This is a genomic window from Nocardioides sp. (assembly GCF_030655615.1).
Classification (GTDB): Bacteria; Actinomycetota; Actinomycetes; order Propionibacteriales; family Nocardioidaceae; genus Nocardioides.
Window position 1 is genome coordinate 1 of the sequence record NZ_JAURVJ010000021.1, and the last position, 19744, is coordinate 19744.

Genomic DNA, 19744 nt, shown 5'->3' on the forward strand with positions numbered 1-19744 from the left:
AGGCCGTCGGCCGCCTGGCGTCCCGTCACGACGACCCCGACGCGCCCCCCGTCCGCCTGCTCGTGGTCGGCGACGGCCCCGACCGCGCCCGGCTGGCCCGGCTCGCCGACGGGCTGCCGGCGACGTTCACCGGTGCCGTGCCGCCCGACGACGTACGCCGCTGGCTGCTGGCCGCCGACGTCTCCTGCCTGCCCCGGCTCGACCTGCCCGTGACCCGGTTGGTGCCGCCGCTCAAGCCGGTCGAGGCGATGGCCCTGGGGCGTCCGGTCGTGGCCTCCGACCTCCCGCCGCTCGCCGAGCTCGTCCGTCACGGCGACACCGGCCTCCTGGTGCGACCCGGAGACCCCGAGGCCCTGGCCGCAGCCCTCCGCACTCTCGCCGTCGACGCAGACATGCGCCACCGGCTCGGCCGCGCCGCCGCCCAGCACGTGGCGACGACCCACACCTGGTCGGCCGTCGCCGCCACCTACACCGACCTCTATGCCCGCCTCATCCACCAGCGCGAGGAGACCCCCGCATGACCCAGCCCCAGACCGCCCCCGTCCAGACCGTCCCCAGCCACGCCGGCGACGCCTCGTGGACCGAGGTCGACCTCGTCGTGATCGGGCTCGGCTACGTCGGCCTGCCCCTCGCCCACGAGGCCGCGTTCGCGGGCCTGCGGGTCGCCGGCCTCGACGTGTCGGGCCAGGTCGTGGCCGACCTCAACGGCGGGCGCTCCCACGTCGACGACCTCAGCCACGACGACGTCGACGCGATGCTGGCCCAGGGGTTCACCGCCACCACCGACGAGGCGGTGCTGTCCCGGGCCTCGGTCGCGGTCATCTGCGTGCCCACGCCCCTCTCGCCCGAGGGCGGTCCCGACCTGGGAGCCGTGCAGGCCGCCACCGCCGCGATAGGTCGGCACCTCCACCCCGGCCAGCTCGTCGTCCTCGAGTCGACGACCTACCCCGGCACCACCACCGACGTGGTCCGGCCCGCCCTCGAGCAGGCGTCCGGCCTCGTGGCCGGCGTCGACTTCAACCTCGCGTTCTCGCCCGAGCGGATCGACCCCGGCAACACCGAGTTCACCCTGCGCACCACGCCCAAGATCGTCGGCGGGCTGACCCCCGCCTGCACCGTGCGCGCCACGGCGTTCTACGGCAAGGTCGTCGACACCGTCGTCGAGGCCGCCGGGCCGACCGAGGCCGAGACGGCCAAGCTGCTCGAGAACACCTACCGCCACATCAACATCGCGCTGGTCAACGAGATGGCCCGCTTCTGCCACGACCTCGACATCGACCTGTGGAACGTCATCAGCTGCGCCTCCACCAAGCCGTTCGGGTTCCAGGCGTTCCGCCCCGGCCCGGGTGTGGGGGGCCACTGCATCCCCATCGACCCCAACTATCTCTCCCACAGCGTCCGCTCGCGCCTCGGCTACCCGTTCCGGTTCGTCGAGCTGGCCGAGGAGATCAACGCGACCATGCCCGCCTACGTCGCCCACCGGGTGCAGAACGTGCTCAACGAGGCGGGCAAGGCGACGACCGGCAGCCGGGTCGTGCTGCTCGGCGTCACCTACAAGCCCGACATCGCCGACCAGCGCCAGTCCCCCGCCGTGCCGCTGGCCCGGCACCTGCACGACCTCGGCGCCGTCCTGGGCTACCACGACCCGCACGTGACCAGCTGGGAGCCGGGCGTGCCCGTCGACCGGGTCGAGCTCGACGACCTGGGTGAGGCCGACCTGGTCGTGCTGGTCCAGCAGCACGCCGCCTACGACGTGCCCGCGCTCGTCGAGCGCTCCGCCCTCTTCTTCGACACCCGCGGCGTCACCACGCCCGGGAGCGCCCACCGGCTCTGATGCCCGTCAGAGCGCCCCGACGTGCGCCCCGTGTCCTGGTCGTCACGGTCGTGCACCACCCCGACGACGCCCGCATCCGGCACCGCCAGATCCCCGCGCTCCTGGCCCGCGGCTGGCGGGTCACCTACGCCGCGCCGTTCCTCGCCCACGGCGTCGTCTCGCTCCCGACCCCGGGCCTGACCGCGGTCGACCTGCCACGGGCGTCGGGCCGTCGTCGCTCCGAGGCGATGCGCGCCGCACGGCGGCTGCTGCACGACCGGGCCGCCGACCACGACGTCGTGCTGCTGCACGACCCGGAGCTGCTGGTCGCGGCTCGCGGCTGCGACACCACCGTCGTGTGGGACGTCCACGAGGACACCGGCGCGGCCCTGGTCACCAAGGCGTGGCTCCCGCGGGCCCTGCGGGGGCCGACTGCGCTCGGCGTACACCTGGTCGAGGGGGCCGCCGAGCGGCGCGTCCACCTGCTGCTCGCCGAGGAGGCGTACGCCGACCGCTTCCGCCGGCCACACCCCGTCGTGCCCAACCTGTCCCCCGTCCCGGAGCACCCGCAGCCGCCCGACCAGCCGCGGGCGGTCTACGTCGGCCGCCTGACCCGGGCCCGTGGCCTGGTCGAGCTGCTCGAGGTGGCGCGACTGCTGCGCCCCGACGGGATCCGGGTCGAGCTGGTCGGCCACACCGACGCCGAGAGCAGTGCTCTCCTCGATCGTGCGGTCGCCGACGACACGGTCACCTGGCCGGGCTTCCTGCCGCTGGCGCAGGCGACGGCCCGCATCGCGGGCTCGTTCGCCGGGCTGTCGCTGCTGCACGACCTGCCCAACTACCGCCACAGCCGACCGTCGAAGGTGATCGACTACCTCGCCCACGGCGTGCCCGTGGTGACCACGCCGCTCCCGCTGGCCCGCGACCTCGTGGAGCGCTCGGGCGGCGGGCTGGTCGTCCCGCACACCGACGCACCGACCGCCGCCGACGCTGTCAGGCGGCTCGCCGCGGACCCCGCGCTGCGTCGTCGTCTCGGCGCCGCCGGGCACTCCTACGCTCGGCAGCACCTGGACTGGGCTCGAGCGGAGGAGGCGTTCGTCGCGGCCCTGTCGGACGCTGCCGGAGCCGTCGTCGCTCCTGCGGGATCGACCGCCAGAACCCCGCACCCCACGCCAGGTGCATGACCCCCACGACCACGGGCAGCCACAGCCGGGCGCGGAGCGGCAGCCCACGGCCCATCAGCGCGGTGGCGACGAGCACCCCGCCGCCGTAGCCGAGCGGGGCCAGCCAGCCCACCAGCAGCACGGCCGCCAGCCAGGTCGGGGCGACCGGCAGGACGGCCAGGCCGAGCAGCCCGACCAGCGTCCCGAGGGTGATGGCCGCGGTCACCACCGGAGCCGCGAGGTAGCGCAGCGAGGCCGTCTCGGGGTGCAGCCGCACGATCTCGCGCCGCCACCGGCCCGACCCGTGGAACTGCCGGGCCAGGGCCTTCGGCGTCCGCCGCGGACGGTAGCCGACGGAGAGGTCGGGGGTGAACCACACGGTCTCGCCGGCCAGCCGCAGGCGGTAGTTGAGCTCCCAGTCCTGAGCCCGCCAGAAGTGCTCGTCGAACCCGCCGACCTTCTCCAGGGCGTCGCGCCGGAAGGCGCCGAGGTAGACGGTGCGGGCCGGGCCCGACTGGCCGCCCACGTGGAACCGCGACCCGCCGATGCCGAGCGGCGAGGTCATCGCGCGAGCCACCGCGCGGCCGAAGTCGTCCTCGCCCTCGACGCGCATCATCCCGCCGACGTTGGCGGCCCCGGTCACCTCGAGCAGCTTCACGACCTCGTGCAGGTAGCCGTCGGGCAGGAACCCGTGCGCGTCGACCCGCACCACGAAGTCGTGGGAGGCCGCCCCGACCGCCAGGTTGAGGGCGGTCGGCGTCCGGCCGGCCGGGTTGGACACGACCCGGACGCGACGGTCGACCGACGCGAGTCGCTCGGCGATCTCGGCGGTGCGGTCCTGGGACGGGGCGATCGCCAGCACCAGCTCGACCTCGCCCTCGTAGTCCTGGTCGAGCACGCGGCGCACGGACTCCTCGAGGTAGGGCTCCTCGTCGAGGACCGGCATGACGACCGAGACCGGGCTCGTCACCCGGCCGGCGCGGTGGCGACCGCTGCTCGGCGAGCCCTGTTGCCCGGCATCGGTGGGTAGGATCGACATGCCGCACTCCTGACTGTAGTTAAAGCATTAAGTCGCGTGAATTACGCTACTTTAACCCAGTCTCAGGGATCTCTCATGACCGGCCCGGGGTGTGTCGCCCCGGGCCCGTCCTGAGGGTGTCGCGGTCAGGCGTCGATGAGCGCGGCGTAGCCCGGCTTGATGACCCCGTCGATGATCGCCAGCCGCTCGTCGAAGGGGAGGAACGCCGACTTCATCGCGTTGATGGTGAACCACCGCAGGTCGGCCAGCCCGTAGCCGAACGCCTCGACCAGCGCCGCCATCTCGGAGGTCATCGAGGTACGGCTCATCAGCCGGTTGTCGGTGTTGACGGTGACCCGAAAGCGGAGCTCGGTCAGCAGCCCGATCGGGTGCTCGGCGATGCTCGCGGCCGCGCCGGTCTGCACGTTGGACGCCGGGCACATCTCGAGCGGGATGCGCTGGTCGCGCACGTAGGACGCCAGCCCCCCGAGCTCGACGGACCCGTCCTCGTGGACGGTGATGTCGTCGATGATCCGGACGCCGTGGCCGAGCCGGTCGGCTCCGCACCACTGGATGGCCTGCCAGATCGACGGCAGCCCGAATGCCTCGCCCGCGTGGATGGTGAAGTGGGAGTTCTCGCGCTGGAGGTACTCGAACGCGTCGAGGTGACGGGTGGGCGGGTAGCCCGCCTCGGCGCCGGCGATGTCGAAGCCGGCGACCCCGCGGTCCCGCCAGGCGATGGCGAGCTCGGCGATCTCCATCGAGCGCGCCTGGTGCCGCATCGCGGTCAGCAGCTGGCGTACGACGATCGGCCGGCCGGCCGCGGTCGCGGCGGCCACCCCGGCGTCGAAGCCCTCCTGCACGGCGGCGACCACCTCGTCGAGCGTCAGGCCCTGCTCGACGTGCTGCTCGGGGGCGTAGCGGACCTCGGCGTAGACGACGCCGTCAGCCGCGAGGTCCTCGACGCACTCGCGGGCCACCCGGGCGATCGCCGGGCCGTTCTGCATGACGGCGACGGTGTGGTCGAAGGTCTCGAGGTAGCGCTCGAGCGAGCCCGAGTCGGCCGCCGCGGCGAACCAGTCGCCCAGGGCCTCGGCGCTCGTGTCGACGGGCAGGACGTGGCCGATCTCGCGGGAGAGCTCGAGGATCGTCGCCGGGCGCAGCCCGCCGTCGAGGTGGTCGTGGAGCAGCACCTTGGGCGCGCTGCGCACCTGCTCGCGTGTAGGTTCCATCCGATCATCCAACCACCCGGCAACGACGACGGAGGAACCCCCCGATGCGCACCTTCAGCACCCTCGACGAGGTCACGGACGCGATCGGCGAGGAGCTCGGCACCGGCGAGTGGCTCGAGATCACCCAGGAGCGCGTCGGCACCTTCGCCGACGCCACCGACGACCACCAGTGGATCCACGTCGACGTCGAGCGTGCCAACGACGGCCCGTTCGGGGGCCCGATCGCCCACGGCTACCTGACGCTCTCGCTCATCCCTCACCTCGGCTCCAGCGTCTTCACGTTCGAGACCCCGGGCGCCAAGCTCAACTACGGCCTCAACAAGGTCCGCTTCCCCAACCCCGTCAAGGTCGGGCAGCGGGTCCGCGACACCGTCACCCTCGTCGCGGTCGACGACCTGCCCGCCGGCAAGCAGCTGACGATGAAGCACGTCATCGAGATCGACGGCGAGTCCAAGCCGGCCTGCGTCGCCGAGATGGTCGTGCTGCTCCTGACATAGTGATCCTCGGCCGGCTCCGGTCAGGTCTGCGTCAGGCCGAGGCGCCGGCCGCCGGCGCGTCGCTGCCGGGCAGCAGCTCGACCACGAGCGCCTCGGTCTCCGCGTCGAGCGGTACGCCGAGCACGTGGAGCCCGCTCATCATCTCGTCGACCGCACCCGCGGTGCCCGGCCCGTCGGGGTTGCGGGACTCGGCGGTGAGCAGGTCGCGCCACAGCACCTGTGACTCGGGCGCGAGGCGGAGACCGGAGCGGCAGGCCGCCGCCGCGCCGTCGGGGTCGTCGTCGAAGGACAGCACGGCCAGGCGGTGGGCGGCGTCGACGACCATGTCGGCGCTCTGATGCTCGATCCGCGTGCGCGGCAACCACGAGTAGCGCCGGCCCGGCCGGCCCTCGAGCGGGCCGCCCCGCACCAGGCGGAGGGCCCGGCGCAGGAGGTCGCGCTCGTCGTCGGGGTTGGTGTCGCGCGAGCGCTGGAGCAGCGTGCACAGGGCGTGCCAGTCGACGCTGACCTGGTCGGAGAGGAACAGCCGTCCGTCGGAGTTCTGCCCGAGGGCGTGGACGCCGTCGATGGTGCCGAGCCACTCGCGGACCCGCTCGATGGTCGCGTCGCGCACCTCGGGGGTGACGCCGCGGGGCCAGACGGACGCACCGACCACCGACGGGTGCACGGGCGCCGGCTGCAGGGCGAGGAACGCGACGATCTCGGTGGCGAGCTCGAGGCGGGACGGGTCGATCCGGCCGCCCGCGCGCACCACGACCGAGCCGAGCACGCCGACGGACACCTCGGCAAGGCGCCACTCGGTGTCGGCGCCGGGACGCGGCGGGTCGGGAACCGGGGGGCGCTCGCCCGAGGCGGGGGCCGCCTCGGAACGCACCCGGGCGAACAGCTCGGCCAGGGAGGCGGCGACGGTGTCGGTGAGGCGGACCGCCTGCACGTCGATGTCGAGCAGCGGGATCGTGAGCCGGCCGGTGTCGTCGACGTGCACGCGCCAGCGCGAGCCGGGCACCGCCACGGCCGACACGACACCGACGCCGCGGGTGCCGCCGGCGCCGAGGGCACCGACCGCGGCGCGGCTGTCGTCGTCGGGCACGGAGCCGAGCAGCAGGTACTGCGGCTGGACGCCGGGACGACGACCCAGGCGGCCGCCGAGGACCTCCTGGGCCGGCCGGCCGGGACCGGCGTCGGTCCACTCGGCCACGAAGGCGTCGAGGTCGGTGACCGGGCGCAGCACGTCGCCGGCCACGGGCGCGAGGTGGGTCGAGAGGTCGAAGCCGTGCACGACCTGGGCGTCGGCCCACGGCACGGTGGCGAGCTGGACGGCGATGGCCGAGACGACCTCGCGGGCGACCGAGTGGGAGCCGCTCAGCGCGAGCACTCCCCCGACGGCCTCGAGGTCGACGAGCACGTCGGCGCCGCTGTCGTCGCGGCCGAAGCAGACCAGGCCCGGGTAGGGCGCGTGGCCGGTGCCCTCGGGCAGGTCGCTCTGCCGGTCGAGCCGCCAGGTCGCACCCTCGTCGACCGCGGCCCACGGGGCCGGGGCGGACGCGACGGGCGGCGCGATGCGCAGCCCGATGACGGCGTCGTCGACGGTGGCGGCATAGACCTGCGGGAGGGGGACGCGCTCGGAGCGGCAGTGGGCGCTCAACGAGCGGAGCGCCCGGTCGAGGCGCTCGACCCGGTCGTGGTCGGCACCGGCACGGAGCTCGACCTCGGCCTCGAGGTCGGCGTCGGTCGGGCTGGGCCCGCGGCGACGGCGGCGCTCGAGCAGCAGGAGGCCGGCCAGCATCGCGGCCACCAGGCCCCCGCCGACGAACCCCGCGACGCCCGACCCGTCGTCGGCCTGCACCTGGTCCTGGGCACCGCCGGCGTCCTTGACGTCAGCCGCCCCGTCGGCGCCTGCGGCCTCGCGGTCGGCGCGGCTCGCCCGGTCCTGCATGGCCTGGCTCTGGGTCGGCGCCGCCTGCACCCGAGGCGCGTCGACCGCGTCGTCGGGGACGATCAGCACCCAGCCGGGCTGGATCAACCGGCCGATGACGAGCTCCTGGCCGTCGGGCTGCGTACGGCCCTTGTTGAGCTCGTAGATCTCCTGCCAGCGGCGCCCGTCGCCCAGGTGCCGCTCGGCGATGTCCCAGAGGTTGTCGTGGTAGTGCCCGTCGGGCGGCTGGACGACGACGACCCGGTGGTCGATCACGTCGGTCATCGAGGACGGTACGCCGGGCACCTGGACCCGGTCCGGAGCCTTCTGCTGGGCGGCCCCGCCGGTCACGGACTGGTCGACGGCACCGCGCACCTCCGCGGCGGTCGGCCCCTGGACCGACGTCGCGACGACGCCCTGCCCGCTCGAGCCGGTGTCGGGCGCGTCGGCGGTCGCCGCCGCCGAGGTGGCGAAGAGCGACGAGCCGATGAGGACCGTGCCGACCAGGGCGCGGGCCAGGGCCTGGGCGGGGCCCGACAGCGGGACCGGCTTGGGCAGTCCGCCGCCGCGGACGATGCTCACGACCTCGACGACGGTGCAGACGGTGAACTGGAGCCACGCGAGCCAGACCACGGCGCGCAGCACGGCGAAGAGCGCGTCGATGCTCAGCGGCTGGGTGAGCTCGTCACGGCCCGGGAAGCCGTCGGGGAACGGCGGGGCCCCGGTCAGGGTCCACAGCAGCACGGGGACGCCGACCACGAGGAAGAGCAGGGCGAGCCCGGCGCCGAGCGCCTGGGGCCAGGACGCGCGGACGGGCGCCTCGACGGGGGCGTCGAAGCGCTCAGGTCCACGGGTGGACGGCGGCGGGGGCGGCGGCATCGACGGCGGACCGCCCGGAGCGGGCATGGTCGGCGGCTGCGGCGGGGACTGGGTCACCTGGTCACACTCATCGTCTCTGGCGTCAGGTCGGGCATCGGGTCGGGGGGCACGGGGATCACTGCGTGACCGCGTCGGCGGTGGCGCTGGCCTCGATGTCGAAGTCGTTGACCCCGATCAGGGTCAGCACCCGGGCGTCGACGACGTCGGTGGCCGTGATGGACACCGTTGCGCCGTCGGCGTCGAAGGCGGTGACGGTGTAGCCCAGGGCGGTGAGGTAGGACGTCGCCCGGCTCCGGGCGGCGGCCTCGTCGACGACGACCTCACCGTCCTGGCGCAGCGCGATCTGGTCGATCTCCTGGGCGCCGGCGCGCGCCGCCTGCTCGACGTCGTCGGCGAGCTTCATCTTGGCGTTGAGCGCCGTGCCGCCGTCGACGACGAGACCTGCGCACGACAGCAGGGTCACGGCCATGCCGACGACGAAGGCCGTGGCGGCACCCCGCTCCGCGCGCCGGCGGAGGTGGGTCCGTCCGGGACGGTCGCGGCGGGTCATCCGAAGCTCCGGTAGGGGTCGAGGGGAACCGTGCTGGAGGCGTCCATGCTGGCCTTGCCGGGGACGCCGATCAGGCCAAGACCCTCGAACGAGACCGTGCAGTCGAGGTCGACGGTCACCTCGCCACCCGCCCTCCACTCACCGGACAGGTTGACCGAGCTGCAGCTGGTGTCGTCGTCGAGGGAGGCGCGGACGACGTCGCGGGCCGCCTGCTCGGCGGCCGTCCTGGAGGTCTGCAGCGAGGCCGCCCGGGCGGCGTCGCGGGCGGTGGCGTCGATGTCACCACGCACGGCGACGTAGCGGCCGAACATCACGATCAGGACGATGAAGGCCATCAGGACCGGGGTGAGCAGGACGACCTCGACGGCCATCGAGCCGCGGTCGTCGCGGCCGGGTCGACGGCGGCGCAGGCGGTGGACCGAGATCGTCATGGCCCCTCCACGAACTGCTCGAGCGGTCCTTCGACGGTCTGGCTCACGGTCGGGACCCCGACCGGCGAGATCTCCTGGGCCGTGCCGGTGACGGTCACCCGGACGTTGTCACCCTGGATGTCGACCTTGATGGTGGCCCCCTCGAGGACGCCGCCGCCGATGTTGTCGGCGTAGCGCCGCCCGGCCGCCTGTGCCTCGGCGGCGCTGCCGCTGGTGCGGGCGACGCGGGCCGCCTCGCGCGCAACGGCGCTGGCCGCCTGGTTGCCGAGGTAGACCAGGGAGAACTGGACCGCCAGGAAGATGACGAAGAGCAGGAGCGGCATGTACATCGCCAGCTCGATCGACGACACGCCCCGGTCGTCGCGCCGGCGACGTGGGCGCGTCGCCGTCATCAGTCGAGCGAGATGGAGTTGGCCTTGCCGGTGATCAGGTTGAGCAGGATGACGCCGACGGCGGTGGCGATCCCGACGACGAGGGCCGTGATGACGACCCACTCGACGGCGGTCGCTCCGCGCTCGTCACGCTGCCGACGGGCCAGCTGCGTGTTCAGCATGGCGAACAGAATGTGCATGGGAACCATGGGTTCGCTCCTCGAGTAGTGGCTTTGACTGGTGGCTTTCCCGAACGGACCGCGATCAAACCTTGAAGCGTGACCGCCTTCAGATTAGGACATCTCACGGGTGGTGCGCACTCAGGAGAGGACCCGGGCGACCGCGGGGTAGATGAGGAAGAGCAGGAAGCCCACGCACAGCAGAAGCTGGGCCACGAGCATCGACTGCGACCGGGCGGCGGCGCGGCCCTCGGCGTCGGCCAGCTCCTTGCGGCGCAGGGAGGACGCGCGGGCGGTGAGCGAGTCGCGCACCTTGGCGCCGTCCTCGGCCACCAGGGCCAGCGCGCCGGAGAGGTCGCGGAGCTCGTCGACGTCGAGCTCGTCGCCCAGCTCGCCGAGCGCGACCCACGGCGTCGAGCCCTGCAGGCGGGCGGCCTCGAGCGTGTCGCGGATGCGCACCATGGCCCACCCGTCGGAGATCCGGCTGGCCGTCTGCAGCGCCTCGGGGACGCCGCGGCCGCCGGCGAGGTTCATCGCGACCAGGTCGAGGAACGAGCTCAGCACGTGCCGGAAGCCGCGGCGGCGCTCGTCGGCCTGGCCCGAGATCTGCAGGAACGGGACCACCAGGCCGACCAGCCCGCCGATGAGCATGGACCACAGCGGGACGGTCAGCGCGAGCCCGGTGATCGCGGTGACGGGGCCCAGGGCGAGCACGGGCACGAGCAGCCCGAGGAGGCCACCGAGCACGCAGCGGGCCAGGAACATCTCGCGGGACTGGCCCACGAGCGCGAGGCGGGCGCGCAGCGCCGGGGGCAGCAGGATGCCGCGGTCGTCGAGGGTGTCGCCGACGCGCGCACCGATCTTGCGCATCCGGGCCGACTCGTCCTGGTGCCGCCGGTCGGCGGTCAGGCCCGCCTCGCGGCGTCCGCGGGAGAGACGGGAGTCGAACTGGGCCAGCGCGACCGGGCCCGAGAGCGGCGCCTGGAGCAGGACCCGGACGGCCAGGAACACCCCGGCGCCGAGGGCGGCACCGGCGAGCAGGACGAGAGTGAGGTTCACCGGGCCTCCTCGACCCGCGAGCGGAGGAACCGCTCCGGGGTCTCGAACTTGGACAGCCGGCGGAGCCAGAAGATGCCCGCGGCGAAGAACGCGATGACGATCGTGAGGGCGATCTGACCGGCGGGCGTGCCGTAGGGGGCGACGTACTGCGGGTTGAAGAGCTTGAGCCCGACGACGAACAGCACGGTGACGCCGACGACGATCTGCACCGAGCGCTGGGTGCTGCGCCGGCCGGCGTTGATCCGCTGACGCATCTCGAGCTCGGCGCGCGCCGACTCGGCCAACGAGGTGAGCACGTCGCGCAGGCCGGGGCCACGCAGGCGGGCGTTGAGGATCAGGGCGGCGACGATGAGGTCGGCGCCGCTGTCGTCGAGCTCGTCGGCGAAGCGCTGCAGGGCGTCGGAGAGCGGCACGCGGACCCGCAGGCGGTCGCTGAGCACCTGGAGCTCGGTCGAGATGGTGTCGCTCGCGGCGTGGACCGTGGCCGGGATGGCCTGCTCGAGCCCGACCGCGCCGGCGACGGTGTCGCGCAGCGACTCGGTCCAGGCCGCCATGGCCTCGATCCGGGCGACGCTGTCGCGGGCCACCCGGGAGCCGCCGAAGAGCTTGTCCCAGAAGAAGACGAGGAGGAAGGCCGCGATCGCGGCGACCAGCCACCGGGTCAGCAGCAGCACCCCGAGGGCGCTCAGGATCGCCACCGGCAGGCGGCGTCCGTAGGCCTGCAGACGGTCGACGATGCCCGACGACGCCTCGACGACCTCGCTCGGCTCCTGCGGGATGAGCGCGGTGACGAGCAGCACCACCCCGGAGGCGGCAGCGGCGCCGGCCAGGACGATGAGGACGACCATCGGGGTCAGGGTCACTGCGCCATCTCCAGCCAGGTGGCAGCGGCGCCGGGGACGTAGCCGACGGCCTCGAGCTCGCGCAGGCACGAGATCGCGGCGGCGGGCACGGCGACGCCGTCGCCGCCGAGGGCGAACACCTCGCTCGACAGCACGCGACCGTCGACGCCGTTGACCTCGCGCACCGAGGTGATCGTGCGGCGCAGCCGGCCGCCGTCGGCGAAGGTGTTGACCCGCTCGAGGAAGACCACGAAGTCGATGGCCCCGCCGATGAGCATCATCGTCGCGTCGGACGGCAGCCGCTCGACGGACTGGATCGCGTAGGTGCAGATGCGGTTGAAGACCTCGGCCGACGAGTTGGCGTGGATGGTCGACAGCGAGCCGTCGTTGCCCTGGCTCATCGCGTTGAGCATGGTGACGATCTCGTCGCCGAGCACCTCGCCGACGATGACCCGCGAGGGGTTCATGCGCAGCGAGCGGCGCACCAGGTCGGCCATGCCGATCGCGCCGGTCCCCTCGGCGTTGGCGAGCCGCTCCTCGAAGGCGACGACGTTGGGGTGAAGGTCGGCGAACTCGCCCAGCCCGAGCTCGAGCGCCCGCTCGACCGTGACCAGCCGCTCAGAGGGCTCGATCTCGTTGGCCAGCGCACGCAGCAGCGTCGTCTTCCCCGAGTTGGTGGCGCCGGCGATCATGATGTTCTTGCGGGCCCGCACGGCCGCCGACAGCATCGCCGCCATGTCGGGCGACATCGTCCCGTAGCCGACGAGCATGTCGAGGCTCACCCGCGACAACCGGGCGCGACGGATCGACAGCGACGGCCGCTGGCAGACGCCCATGACGGCCGACAGCCGGGAGCCGTCGGGCAGCCGGATGTCGAGCTGCGGGTTGGCGGTGTCGAAGGACCGGCTGGTCAGGCCGCTGTAGGCGCCGAGGATCTGGACCAGCTCGACCAGCTCGTCGTCGGTCTCGGCGACGGGCGGGGCCATCACCTCGCGGCCGTCGGCGTAGCCCACGAAGACGCGGTCGCAGCCGTTGATGTCGATGTTCTCGACCTCGAGGTCGTCGAGCAGCGGTTGGAGCCGACCGACGCCGAAGAGCGCGGCGTGCACGCCCTCGGCGAGCTGGAGCTCCTCGTCCTGGGTCGGCGGCGTCCGGCCGGCGCGGACCTCGGCGCGGGCGTAGGCGTCGAGCACCCGGGTGACGACGGCACGGGCGTACTGCCGCTCGTCCTCGGCCGACATGGGGGCGATGCCGTTCTCCGCGTCCTCGCGGCGCTGCCGCGAGAGCATCTCGGCGACCTCTTCGCGAAGCTGGCGTACGAGCGACTGGTCCATGGCGGTCAGCTCCGTCCGGTCTGGTGTCGCGAGAGGTCGGTCAGGTGCTTGGCCAGGTCGCGGGCCGAGCGCACCAGCAGGCTCCGGGCCAGGTTGCCGGCCAGGGTGGAGGACAGCATCCGGGCGCCCTTCTCGTCGTGGGCGACCACCCCGGCCACCCGGGCCGCGAGGCCCTCGTGGTCGAGGAGGCGCTGGAGGTCGTCGGTGACCCGGGTGTCGCGATAGCTGGTGACGGCGACGACGCACACCTGCGGGGCGCCCGCCTGGCCGAGGCGGAGGGTGCCCTGCAGGGCGCGCAGGAGGTGGCGCAGGTGGGCGGTGCCCTCGAGGTCGGGGCGGACGACGAGCAGGACCACGTCGGCCTTGTGCAGGACCGGCAGGCTCGGCGACGAGAGGCTGATCCGGCCGCAGTCGACGATGACGTCGGCCTCGTGCCGGTTGAAGACCTCGCCCAGGTGGGTCCAGGCGCCGCCGATGCCGGCGAGCTGCTCGGGCGTTGGTACGCCGGTGAGCACCGGGAACCCGAACGCCGTGTCCTGCAGGTGCTCCGCGAGCGTGGTCTCGCTGACCCCGCGACGCAGCCCGGCACCCAGCGACAGCATCCCGCGGTCGAGGTCGAGAGGCCCGCCGTCGAGTCCGCGGACCCGCCAGACGACGTCGCCGCCGGCGGGGTCGACGTCGGCCAGCGCCACCGGCCGCGGCCACTGGGTGGCGAGGGCGAGCGCGGCGATGGTCGCTCCCGGTGAACCCTTGGCCGAGGCCACGGCCACCGTCGTCACGGAGCCTCCGCGTCGGAGTCGCCGCTGGAGGAGGCACCCGGCGGGTCCGTGTCCCCCGGCTCGAGGGGGTCCTCGGGCGTCGCGTTGTGGCGCAGCAGCGCGATGCCGGCGCGGTTGGTGCCGGCGGCGTCGACGACGACCAGCGCCGCCTCGCTCGGGATCAGCAGGCTGAGCGAGCCCGCGGTGGACTCGCCGAGGTCGTCGGAGACGCCGGACGAGACCGAGAGCACCAGGCCCTCGGTCAGGGTGGCGAGCGGCAGCTTGTCGTCGCCGCCGCTGATGCGGACCACGCTGACGAGATCGCCGCTGCGCAGCTCCCCCACCGGCGTGAGCGCGGCGTTGAGCGGGACGGACACGACGGCGCGACCGTCGGCCAGCGGCTCGGTGTCGGTGAGGATGTTCTGGTCGAGGAGCGAGCCCTGACGGATCGGGACCCGGGCGTAGGTGTCGCCGTCGAGGATCTGGTCGGCCAGCTCGGCCGGGATCAGCTGGAGGCCCTCCGAGGCCACCTGGACCTCGACCAGGTCGTCCTCGGTGATGACGGAGCCGGCGTCGATGTCGCGGGCGGCCGCCAGGACGGGCTCGCGCGAGTCGAGCCGGACCGCGAGCAGACCGGCGACGAGAGCGCCCCCCACGATGAGGGCGACGGCGAGCGCGGCGAGCGCGGGACGCCGCTGTCGCGGGGGCTGGACCCGGTCCTGCGGCTTGGGCGTCTTCTGCCGACGGGCGACGCGGCTGCGTTGCTGGTCGGCGGGAGAAGGCTGGGTGTCGGTGCTCACGTGTCGCTGTACCTACCTCTTCATCTGCCCAGGTGTCCTGCACACACTGACCCGTGGCGCCGGAGCCAAACATGATAGGAGTCAGCCGGGGCAACCTGACGCCCGGTGGACCGTGGGCGACCGCGGCAGGGCAGGGTCAGGACCGACCGGAGGAGACCAGCGCGTGAGATTCAGCCTGACGGTGGTGGACGGCGCGACGGGCGCCCACCGCGACGTGCTCGTCGACGCCGACCCGCAGACCCCGGTCTCGGGGGTGCTTCCGGCGCTCCTGCGCGTCACGGGCGACGGGTCGATGCACGACAGCTTCGCGCGGCGCAGTCCCGTCTGGGTCGACGGCCGTCGGGTCGACAACGAGGAGAGCCTGCGCGCCGCCGGCGTCCGCGCCGGCGTCCAGGTCGCCCTCCACGAGCCGGGTACGGCGGTTCCCGGGCTCCCGCCCGGCGTGGTCGAGATCCGCGTGGTCTCGGGCCCGGGGGCGGGCCGCGTGCACCGTCTCGGCATCGGCGAGCACCGGATCGGCAACGGCGCCGTCGGCATGTCGCTGCCCGACGTCATGCTGCCCGCCGACTCGCTGACGATCCGGGTGACGACGAGCGCGACCGTCGAGGTCGTCGCGTGCGGCCTCGACTCCGTGCTCGTCGACGGGCGCGACCCCGCCGAGCCCGACCCCGAGGGCGACGACGCCTACGCCAGCGAGCACGACGACCTGCCCGACGAGGCGCTGACCCGGCGCGAGCGCAAGAAGCGCAAGAAGCGCCGGCGCTGCGAGGCCAAGCTCCTCAAGAACGCCGACACCCGACGCGGCCGCAAGCGGGCGGCCCGCCTCGCGGCGGCCGACGACGAGCCCCTGGCGTGGCCCGAGGGCGCCGACCTCCGGCTCGCCGGCACCCTGCTCCAGTGGCGCCGGGTCTGGCAGCCCGACGCCGACGCCACCGCGAGCCCCGACATCCTCGGCATCGACTTCAACCGCCCCCCGCGGCTGCTGCCACCCGCCCCCGAGCGGTCGTTCGTGCTCCCGGACGAGCCGCGCAAGCCCCGCCGTGTCTCGATCCCGTGGCCGATGGTGCTCGCCCCGATGGTCATGGCCGGGCCGATGGCGCTCATCTTCGGCAGCTACCGGTTCCTGCTGTTCGCCCTCATGTCGCCGCTGATGGCGATGTTCAACTTCGTCACCAACCGGCGTGGCGCGGCGCGCGAGTACCGCGAGAAGATCGTCGAGTTCCGCATCGACGACCGCTCGGTCCGCCAGCGCATCGCGCGCGCCCTGCGCGCCGAGCGCGACGAGCTGCGTCAGATCCACCCCGACCCCGCCGAGGTGCTGCTCCAGGTCGTCGGACCCGGTCAGGGCCTGTGGTGCCGACGACGCTCCGACGACGACTACCTGGCCCTGCGCCTCGGCGTGGCCGACCGCCCCTCGCGCATCTCGGTGCGCGAGCGCGGCCGCAAGGAGACCGACGAGCCCCGCCCGCCCGACGAGCTGGGCGACGTACCGGTGGCGCTCTCGCTGCGCGACCTCGCCGTGGTCGGCGCCTGGGGTGACCAGCACGTCGTCGACGCGACGGCGCGCTGGATGGTGGGCCAGGCCGCCGCCCTGCACACCCCCCGCGACCTCCAGGTCGTCGTGCTCACCCGGCCCGACCGCGAGGACCAGTGGAGCTGGCTGCGCTGGCTGCCGCACTGCCGTCGCGACGGCGAGACCGTCGGCGCCCTGGTCGGCACCGACCAGGAGACCTCGGCGCGCCGGGTCGGCGAGCTCGTGCACCTGATCGCCGGCCGGGCCGAGAACGCCGCGCCCGCGATGGGCGGCAAGGTGCTGTCGCCCGCCCCCGACATCCTGGTCGTGCTCGACGGCGCCCGCCGGCTGCGCGCCCTGCCCGGCATCGTGACGCTGCTGCGTGAGGGACCCGCCGTCGGCGTCTACACGCTCTGCCTCGACGACGACCAGAACGCGCTGCCCGAGGAGTGCCGCGCCGTGCTCGACGTCGGCGAGAGCCTGGTCGAGCTCCGACGTACCGGCTCCGAGGCGGTCGCCCGGATCCGCCCCGACCTGGTCGAGTGGGCCTGGGCCGAGCGCGTGGCCCGGTCGCTGGCGCCGGTGCGCGACACCACGCCCGACGTCGAGTCCTCCAGCCTGCCCTCGTCGGCCCGTCTGCTCGAGTGCATCGCGCTCGAGGACCCGACCGGCGCACTCGTCGCCGCCCGCTGGGGCCCGGCCGCGCGCACCGACGTCGTCATCGGCGCCGGGTTCGACGGGCCGTTCCGCCTCGACATCCGCAAGGACGGCCCGCACGCCCTGATCGCCGGTACGACGGGCTCCGGCAAGTCGGAGTTCCTGCAGACGATCGTGGCGTCGCTGGCGGTCTCCAACAGCCCCGACCAGCTCACGTTCGTGCTCGTCGACTACAAGGGCGGCTCGGCGTTCAAGGACTGCGCGCTGCTCCCCCACACCGTCGGCATGGTCACCGACCTCGACACCCACCTGGTCGGCCGCGCCCTCACGTCCCTCGGTGCCGAGCTGCGCCGTCGCGAGCACCTGCTCGCCGTACCCGGTGCCAAGGACCTCGAGGACTACTGGGCCCTCCAGCGTCGCGACCCCGACCTGCCCACGATCCCGCGGCTCGCGATCGTCATCGACGAGTTCGCCAGCCTCAAGGCCGAGCTCCCCGACTTCGTCACCGGCCTCGTCACGATCGCCCAGCGCGGCCGGTCGCTCGGCATCCACCTGATCCTCGCGACCCAACGGCCCTCCGGCGTGATCTCCAACGACATCCGCGCCAACACCAACCTGCGCATCGCGCTGCGGGTCACCGACGAGGCCGAGTCGCGCGACGTCATCGACGCGTCCGACTCCGCCACCATCGGTCCCGACCAGCCCGGTCGGGGCTACGCCCGGCTCGGCCACTCGTCGCTGCTGCCGTTCCAGTCCGGCCGCGTCGGCGGCGCCCGACCCCGTACGTCGTCCGCCGCGGTCGCCACCGCCCCCGACCCCCTGGTGTGGCCCATCCCCTGGGACCGCATCGGCCAGCAGGCGCCGTCGCGTCCGCGCGAGGAGGGCAGCGACACCGACGAGGGCGACACCGACCTGTCCGTCCTGGTCGAGGCCGTCACCGAGGCCGCCCGCCTGCGCGGCATCGACGACCCCCACTCCCCCTGGCTGCCCGAGCTACCGACACCGATCACCCTCGACCAGCTGCGCGAGCGCGCCGGCGACCTGCCCGTCGGCTCCGCCCCCTGGGCCCTCGAGGACCACCCCGCCGACCAGGCCCAGCGGGCGCGCCTCTTCACCCTGGGCGAGTCCGGCCACCTCTACGTCGTCGGCGGACCACGGTCGGGTCGCTCCACCGCCCTGCGCACCATCGCCGTCGGGCTCGTCGAGACGATGACGTCGCGCGACCTCCACGTCTACGGCCTCGACTGCGGCAACGGGGCGCTCCTCCCGCTCACCGCGCTCCCCCACACCGGCGCCGTCGTCCAGCGCACCGAGGTCGAGCGCGCCGGCCGGCTGCTCGACCGGCTCGGCGAGGAGGCCATGCGACGCCAGCAGGTGCTCGGCCAGTCGGGCTTCGCCGACATCGACGAGCAGCGCGCGGCGGCCGCGCCCGAGGACCGGCTGCCCTACGTCGTGCTGCTCATCGACCGCTGGGAGGGCTTCGTCGCCGACCTGGCCGACGCCGACATGGGCCGGCTCAACGACCGCGTGTTCAGCCTCCTGCGCGAGGGCGCCAGCGTCGGCATCCACCTCGTCGTCTCCGGCGACCGCACGCTCCTCAGCGGCCGGGTCGCCACGCTCGTCGAGCACAAGCTGCTCCTGCGGCTGCCCGACAAGGGCGACTACTCGATGGCGGGCCTGCGCGCCAAGGACGTCCCCGACACCATCGCCGACGGCCGCGGCATGTGGAGCGAGGTCGGCACCGAGGCACAGATCGCGATCCTGGGTGACGACGTCAGCGGCGCCGCCCAGAGCGCCTACGTCCGCGAGGTCGGCCGGCGCCTGGCCGAGGCCGAGCGTGGCCTGCCCCCCGCCCCACCCGAGCTCCAGCCCGCGGGCCTCGCCGTGCTGCCCACCGACCTCGACGCGGCCACCGTGCTCGAGGGCCTGGGCGCCACCGTCCCCGTCGGCTCGGTGCCCCTCGGCGTCGGTGGCGACCGTCTCGACCTGCTGACCATCGAGTCGGTCACCGCACCCGTGCTGGTCGTCGGCCCTCCGCGCAGCGGCCGGACCACGACGCTCTGCTTCGTCGCCCGGTGGGCCGAGCAGACCGGCCTCGACGTGCTCGGCCTGACGCCGACCCCCAACGCGCTGAGCGAGCTCCTCGGCGACAAGTCCCTCGTCGGGAGCGACCACGACCCCCAGGTCGTCGTCGAGCGCCTGCGTGCCCTGGCCGACGGCTCCGTCGTCCTCATCGACGACGCCGAGACCCTGCGCGAGGGTCCCCTGGCGCCGCTCCTGCTCGCCGTCGTGCGCCAGGCGCGCGACCGCCGCTTCTCGATGGTCGCCGCCGGCGGCACGAGCGAGATGTCGTCGGGCTTCTCCGGCTGGATCGCCGAGGCCCGCAAGGGCCGCAAGGGCCTGCTCCTCTCTCCCCAAGAGGTCCTGCAGGGCGACATCTTCGGCGGCCGCGTCGCCCGGACCTCCCTCGTCTCCCGCGTCCAGCCCGGCCGCGGCGTCCTCTTCGCCGGCGACGGCGACCAGGCGATGGTGCAGGTGCCTCGCTAACTGTCATCCGCTGACCCGTCGCGTTTGTGCGACGGGTCAGCGGCACCGCGGTGCACCCTGGCCCACCACACGGTGGTCGAGCCGCGGGGACGAAGTCACCGCGAGTCGAGACCTCCGCAGCCGGTACGCCGGACCGGGCCACACGGAGGTCGAAGAGGCCGGCCTCCTCCTGAGACGGGGTCGCGT

At 73.9% G+C, this 19744-nt stretch carries 16 protein-coding genes and 1 pseudogene; 5 read left to right on the forward strand and 12 right to left on the reverse strand.

The window, feature by feature from the left end; all coding sequences use genetic code 11:
• The 3 genes and pseudogenes from Q7T52_RS01610 to Q7T52_RS01620 form a co-directional block, all read left to right on the forward strand.
• Positions 1–521 (forward strand): glycosyltransferase family 4 protein (locus Q7T52_RS01610; protein WP_304798965.1); only part of this gene is annotated, 521 nt, incomplete at its 5' end.
• Positions 518–1834, forward strand: coding sequence for a nucleotide sugar dehydrogenase (locus Q7T52_RS01615; protein WP_304798967.1), 1317 nt, complete (start codon positions 518–520; stop codon positions 1832–1834). The genes Q7T52_RS01610 and Q7T52_RS01615, both read left to right, overlap by 4 nt.
• A gap of 227 nt (positions 1835–2061) precedes the next feature.
• Positions 2062–2835: pseudogene (locus Q7T52_RS01620) on the forward strand (glycosyltransferase); the annotation flags it as partial.
• On the opposite strand, the gene Q7T52_RS01625 reads toward Q7T52_RS01620, so the two are convergent.
• Positions 2807–3922, reverse strand: coding sequence for a glycosyltransferase family 2 protein (locus Q7T52_RS01625; protein WP_304798984.1), 1116 nt, complete (start codon positions 3920–3922; stop codon positions 2807–2809). The pseudogene Q7T52_RS01620 and the gene Q7T52_RS01625 sit on opposite strands and share 29 nt — an antisense overlap.
• A 218-nt stretch (positions 3923–4140) precedes the next feature.
• Positions 4141–5226: an adenosine deaminase gene (locus Q7T52_RS01630; RefSeq protein WP_304798968.1), complete on the reverse strand. Its 1086-nt coding sequence runs from the start codon at positions 5224–5226 to the stop codon at positions 4141–4143.
• Between the two features lie 44 nt (positions 5227–5270).
• Between Q7T52_RS01630 and Q7T52_RS01635 the strand changes: the two genes are divergently transcribed.
• Positions 5271–5723 carry a MaoC family dehydratase gene (locus Q7T52_RS01635; protein ID WP_304798969.1) on the forward strand — a complete coding sequence of 151 codons (453 nt, stop codon included), beginning with the start codon at positions 5271–5273 and terminating at the stop codon, positions 5721–5723.
• Positions 5724–5754: 31 nt separating this feature from the next.
• Here the strand turns inward: Q7T52_RS01635 and Q7T52_RS01640 are convergent, their stop codons facing one another.
• The 10 genes from Q7T52_RS01640 to Q7T52_RS01685 all read right to left on the reverse strand — a co-directional run bounded on the left by Q7T52_RS01640 (position 5755) and on the right by Q7T52_RS01685 (position 14841).
• The gene (locus tag Q7T52_RS01640; protein ID WP_304798971.1) at positions 5755–8574 is read right to left on the reverse strand and encodes a LysM peptidoglycan-binding domain-containing protein; all 2820 of its coding nucleotides are present in this window, start codon (positions 8572–8574) and stop codon (positions 5755–5757) included.
• A gap of 58 nt (positions 8575–8632) precedes the next feature.
• A complete protein-coding gene (locus tag Q7T52_RS01645) occupies positions 8633–9067 on the reverse strand; it encodes a TadE/TadG family type IV pilus assembly protein (protein ID WP_304798972.1) in 435 nt (144 codons plus the stop codon).
• On the reverse strand, positions 9064–9498 hold the full coding sequence (locus Q7T52_RS01650; RefSeq protein WP_304798973.1) for a TadE family protein: 435 nt from the start codon (positions 9496–9498) through the stop codon (positions 9064–9066). The genes Q7T52_RS01645 and Q7T52_RS01650 overlap by 4 nt, the downstream gene beginning before the upstream one ends.
• Entirely contained in the window at positions 9495–9890 is a 396-nt protein-coding gene (locus Q7T52_RS01655; protein ID WP_304798975.1) for a TadE family protein, read from the reverse strand. Before Q7T52_RS01655 ends, Q7T52_RS01650 begins: the two co-directional genes overlap by 4 nt.
• On the reverse strand, positions 9890–10051 hold the full coding sequence (locus tag Q7T52_RS01660) for a Flp family type IVb pilin (RefSeq protein WP_304798976.1): 162 nt from the start codon (positions 10049–10051) through the stop codon (positions 9890–9892). The genes Q7T52_RS01655 and Q7T52_RS01660 overlap by 1 nt, the downstream gene beginning before the upstream one ends.
• 138 nt (positions 10052–10189) lie before the next feature.
• The gene (locus Q7T52_RS01665; RefSeq protein WP_304798977.1) at positions 10190–11107 is read right to left on the reverse strand and encodes a type II secretion system F family protein; all 918 of its coding nucleotides are present in this window, start codon (positions 11105–11107) and stop codon (positions 10190–10192) included.
• A complete protein-coding gene (locus tag Q7T52_RS01670) occupies positions 11104–11970 on the reverse strand; it encodes a type II secretion system F family protein (RefSeq protein ID WP_304798978.1) in 867 nt (288 codons plus the stop codon). The genes Q7T52_RS01665 and Q7T52_RS01670 overlap by 4 nt, the downstream gene beginning before the upstream one ends.
• Complete coding sequence (locus Q7T52_RS01675; protein WP_304798980.1) at positions 11967–13283, reverse strand: CpaF family protein; 1317 nt, start codon at positions 13281–13283, stop codon at positions 11967–11969. The genes Q7T52_RS01670 and Q7T52_RS01675 overlap by 4 nt, the downstream gene beginning before the upstream one ends.
• 5 nt (positions 13284–13288) lie before the next feature.
• A complete protein-coding gene (locus tag Q7T52_RS01680; protein WP_304798981.1) occupies positions 13289–14062 on the reverse strand; it encodes a hypothetical protein in 774 nt (257 codons plus the stop codon).
• Positions 14059–14841 carry an SAF domain-containing protein gene (locus tag Q7T52_RS01685; protein ID WP_304798982.1) on the reverse strand — a complete coding sequence of 261 codons (783 nt, stop codon included), beginning with the start codon at positions 14839–14841 and terminating at the stop codon, positions 14059–14061. The genes Q7T52_RS01680 and Q7T52_RS01685 overlap by 4 nt, the downstream gene beginning before the upstream one ends.
• A 163-nt stretch (positions 14842–15004) precedes the next feature.
• On the opposite strand from Q7T52_RS01685, the gene Q7T52_RS01690 reads away from it, so the two are divergent.
• The gene (locus Q7T52_RS01690) at positions 15005–19558 is read left to right on the forward strand and encodes an FtsK/SpoIIIE domain-containing protein (RefSeq protein ID WP_304798983.1); all 4554 of its coding nucleotides are present in this window, start codon (positions 15005–15007) and stop codon (positions 19556–19558) included.
• Positions 19559–19744 lie beyond the last annotated feature (186 nt).

What these genes read in the sequence shown, in the direction of transcription:
- Q7T52_RS01650 (WP_304798973.1), bottom strand. Translation starts at nt 9,498, where the DNA reads ATGACGATCTCGGTCCACCGCCTGCGCCGCCGTCGACCCGGCCGCGAC.
- Q7T52_RS01615 (WP_304798967.1), top strand. Translation starts at nt 518, where the DNA reads ATGACCCAGCCCCAGACCGCCCCCGTCCAGACCGTCCCCAGCCACGCC.
- Q7T52_RS01625 (WP_304798984.1), bottom strand. Translation starts at nt 3,922, where the DNA reads ATGCCGGTCCTCGACGAGGAGCCCTACCTCGAGGAGTCCGTGCGCCGC.
- Q7T52_RS01630 (WP_304798968.1), bottom strand. Translation starts at nt 5,226, where the DNA reads ATGGAACCTACACGCGAGCAGGTGCGCAGCGCGCCCAAGGTGCTGCTC.
- Q7T52_RS01635 (WP_304798969.1), top strand. Translation starts at nt 5,271, where the DNA reads ATGCGCACCTTCAGCACCCTCGACGAGGTCACGGACGCGATCGGCGAG.
- Q7T52_RS01655 (WP_304798975.1), bottom strand. Translation starts at nt 9,890, where the DNA reads ATGACGGCGACGCGCCCACGTCGCCGGCGCGACGACCGGGGCGTGTCG.
- Q7T52_RS01645 (WP_304798972.1), bottom strand. Translation starts at nt 9,067, where the DNA reads ATGACCCGCCGCGACCGTCCCGGACGGACCCACCTCCGCCGGCGCGCG.
- Q7T52_RS01675 (WP_304798980.1), bottom strand. Translation starts at nt 13,283, where the DNA reads ATGGACCAGTCGCTCGTACGCCAGCTTCGCGAAGAGGTCGCCGAGATG.
- Q7T52_RS01660 (WP_304798976.1), bottom strand. Translation starts at nt 10,051, where the DNA reads ATGCTGAACACGCAGCTGGCCCGTCGGCAGCGTGACGAGCGCGGAGCG.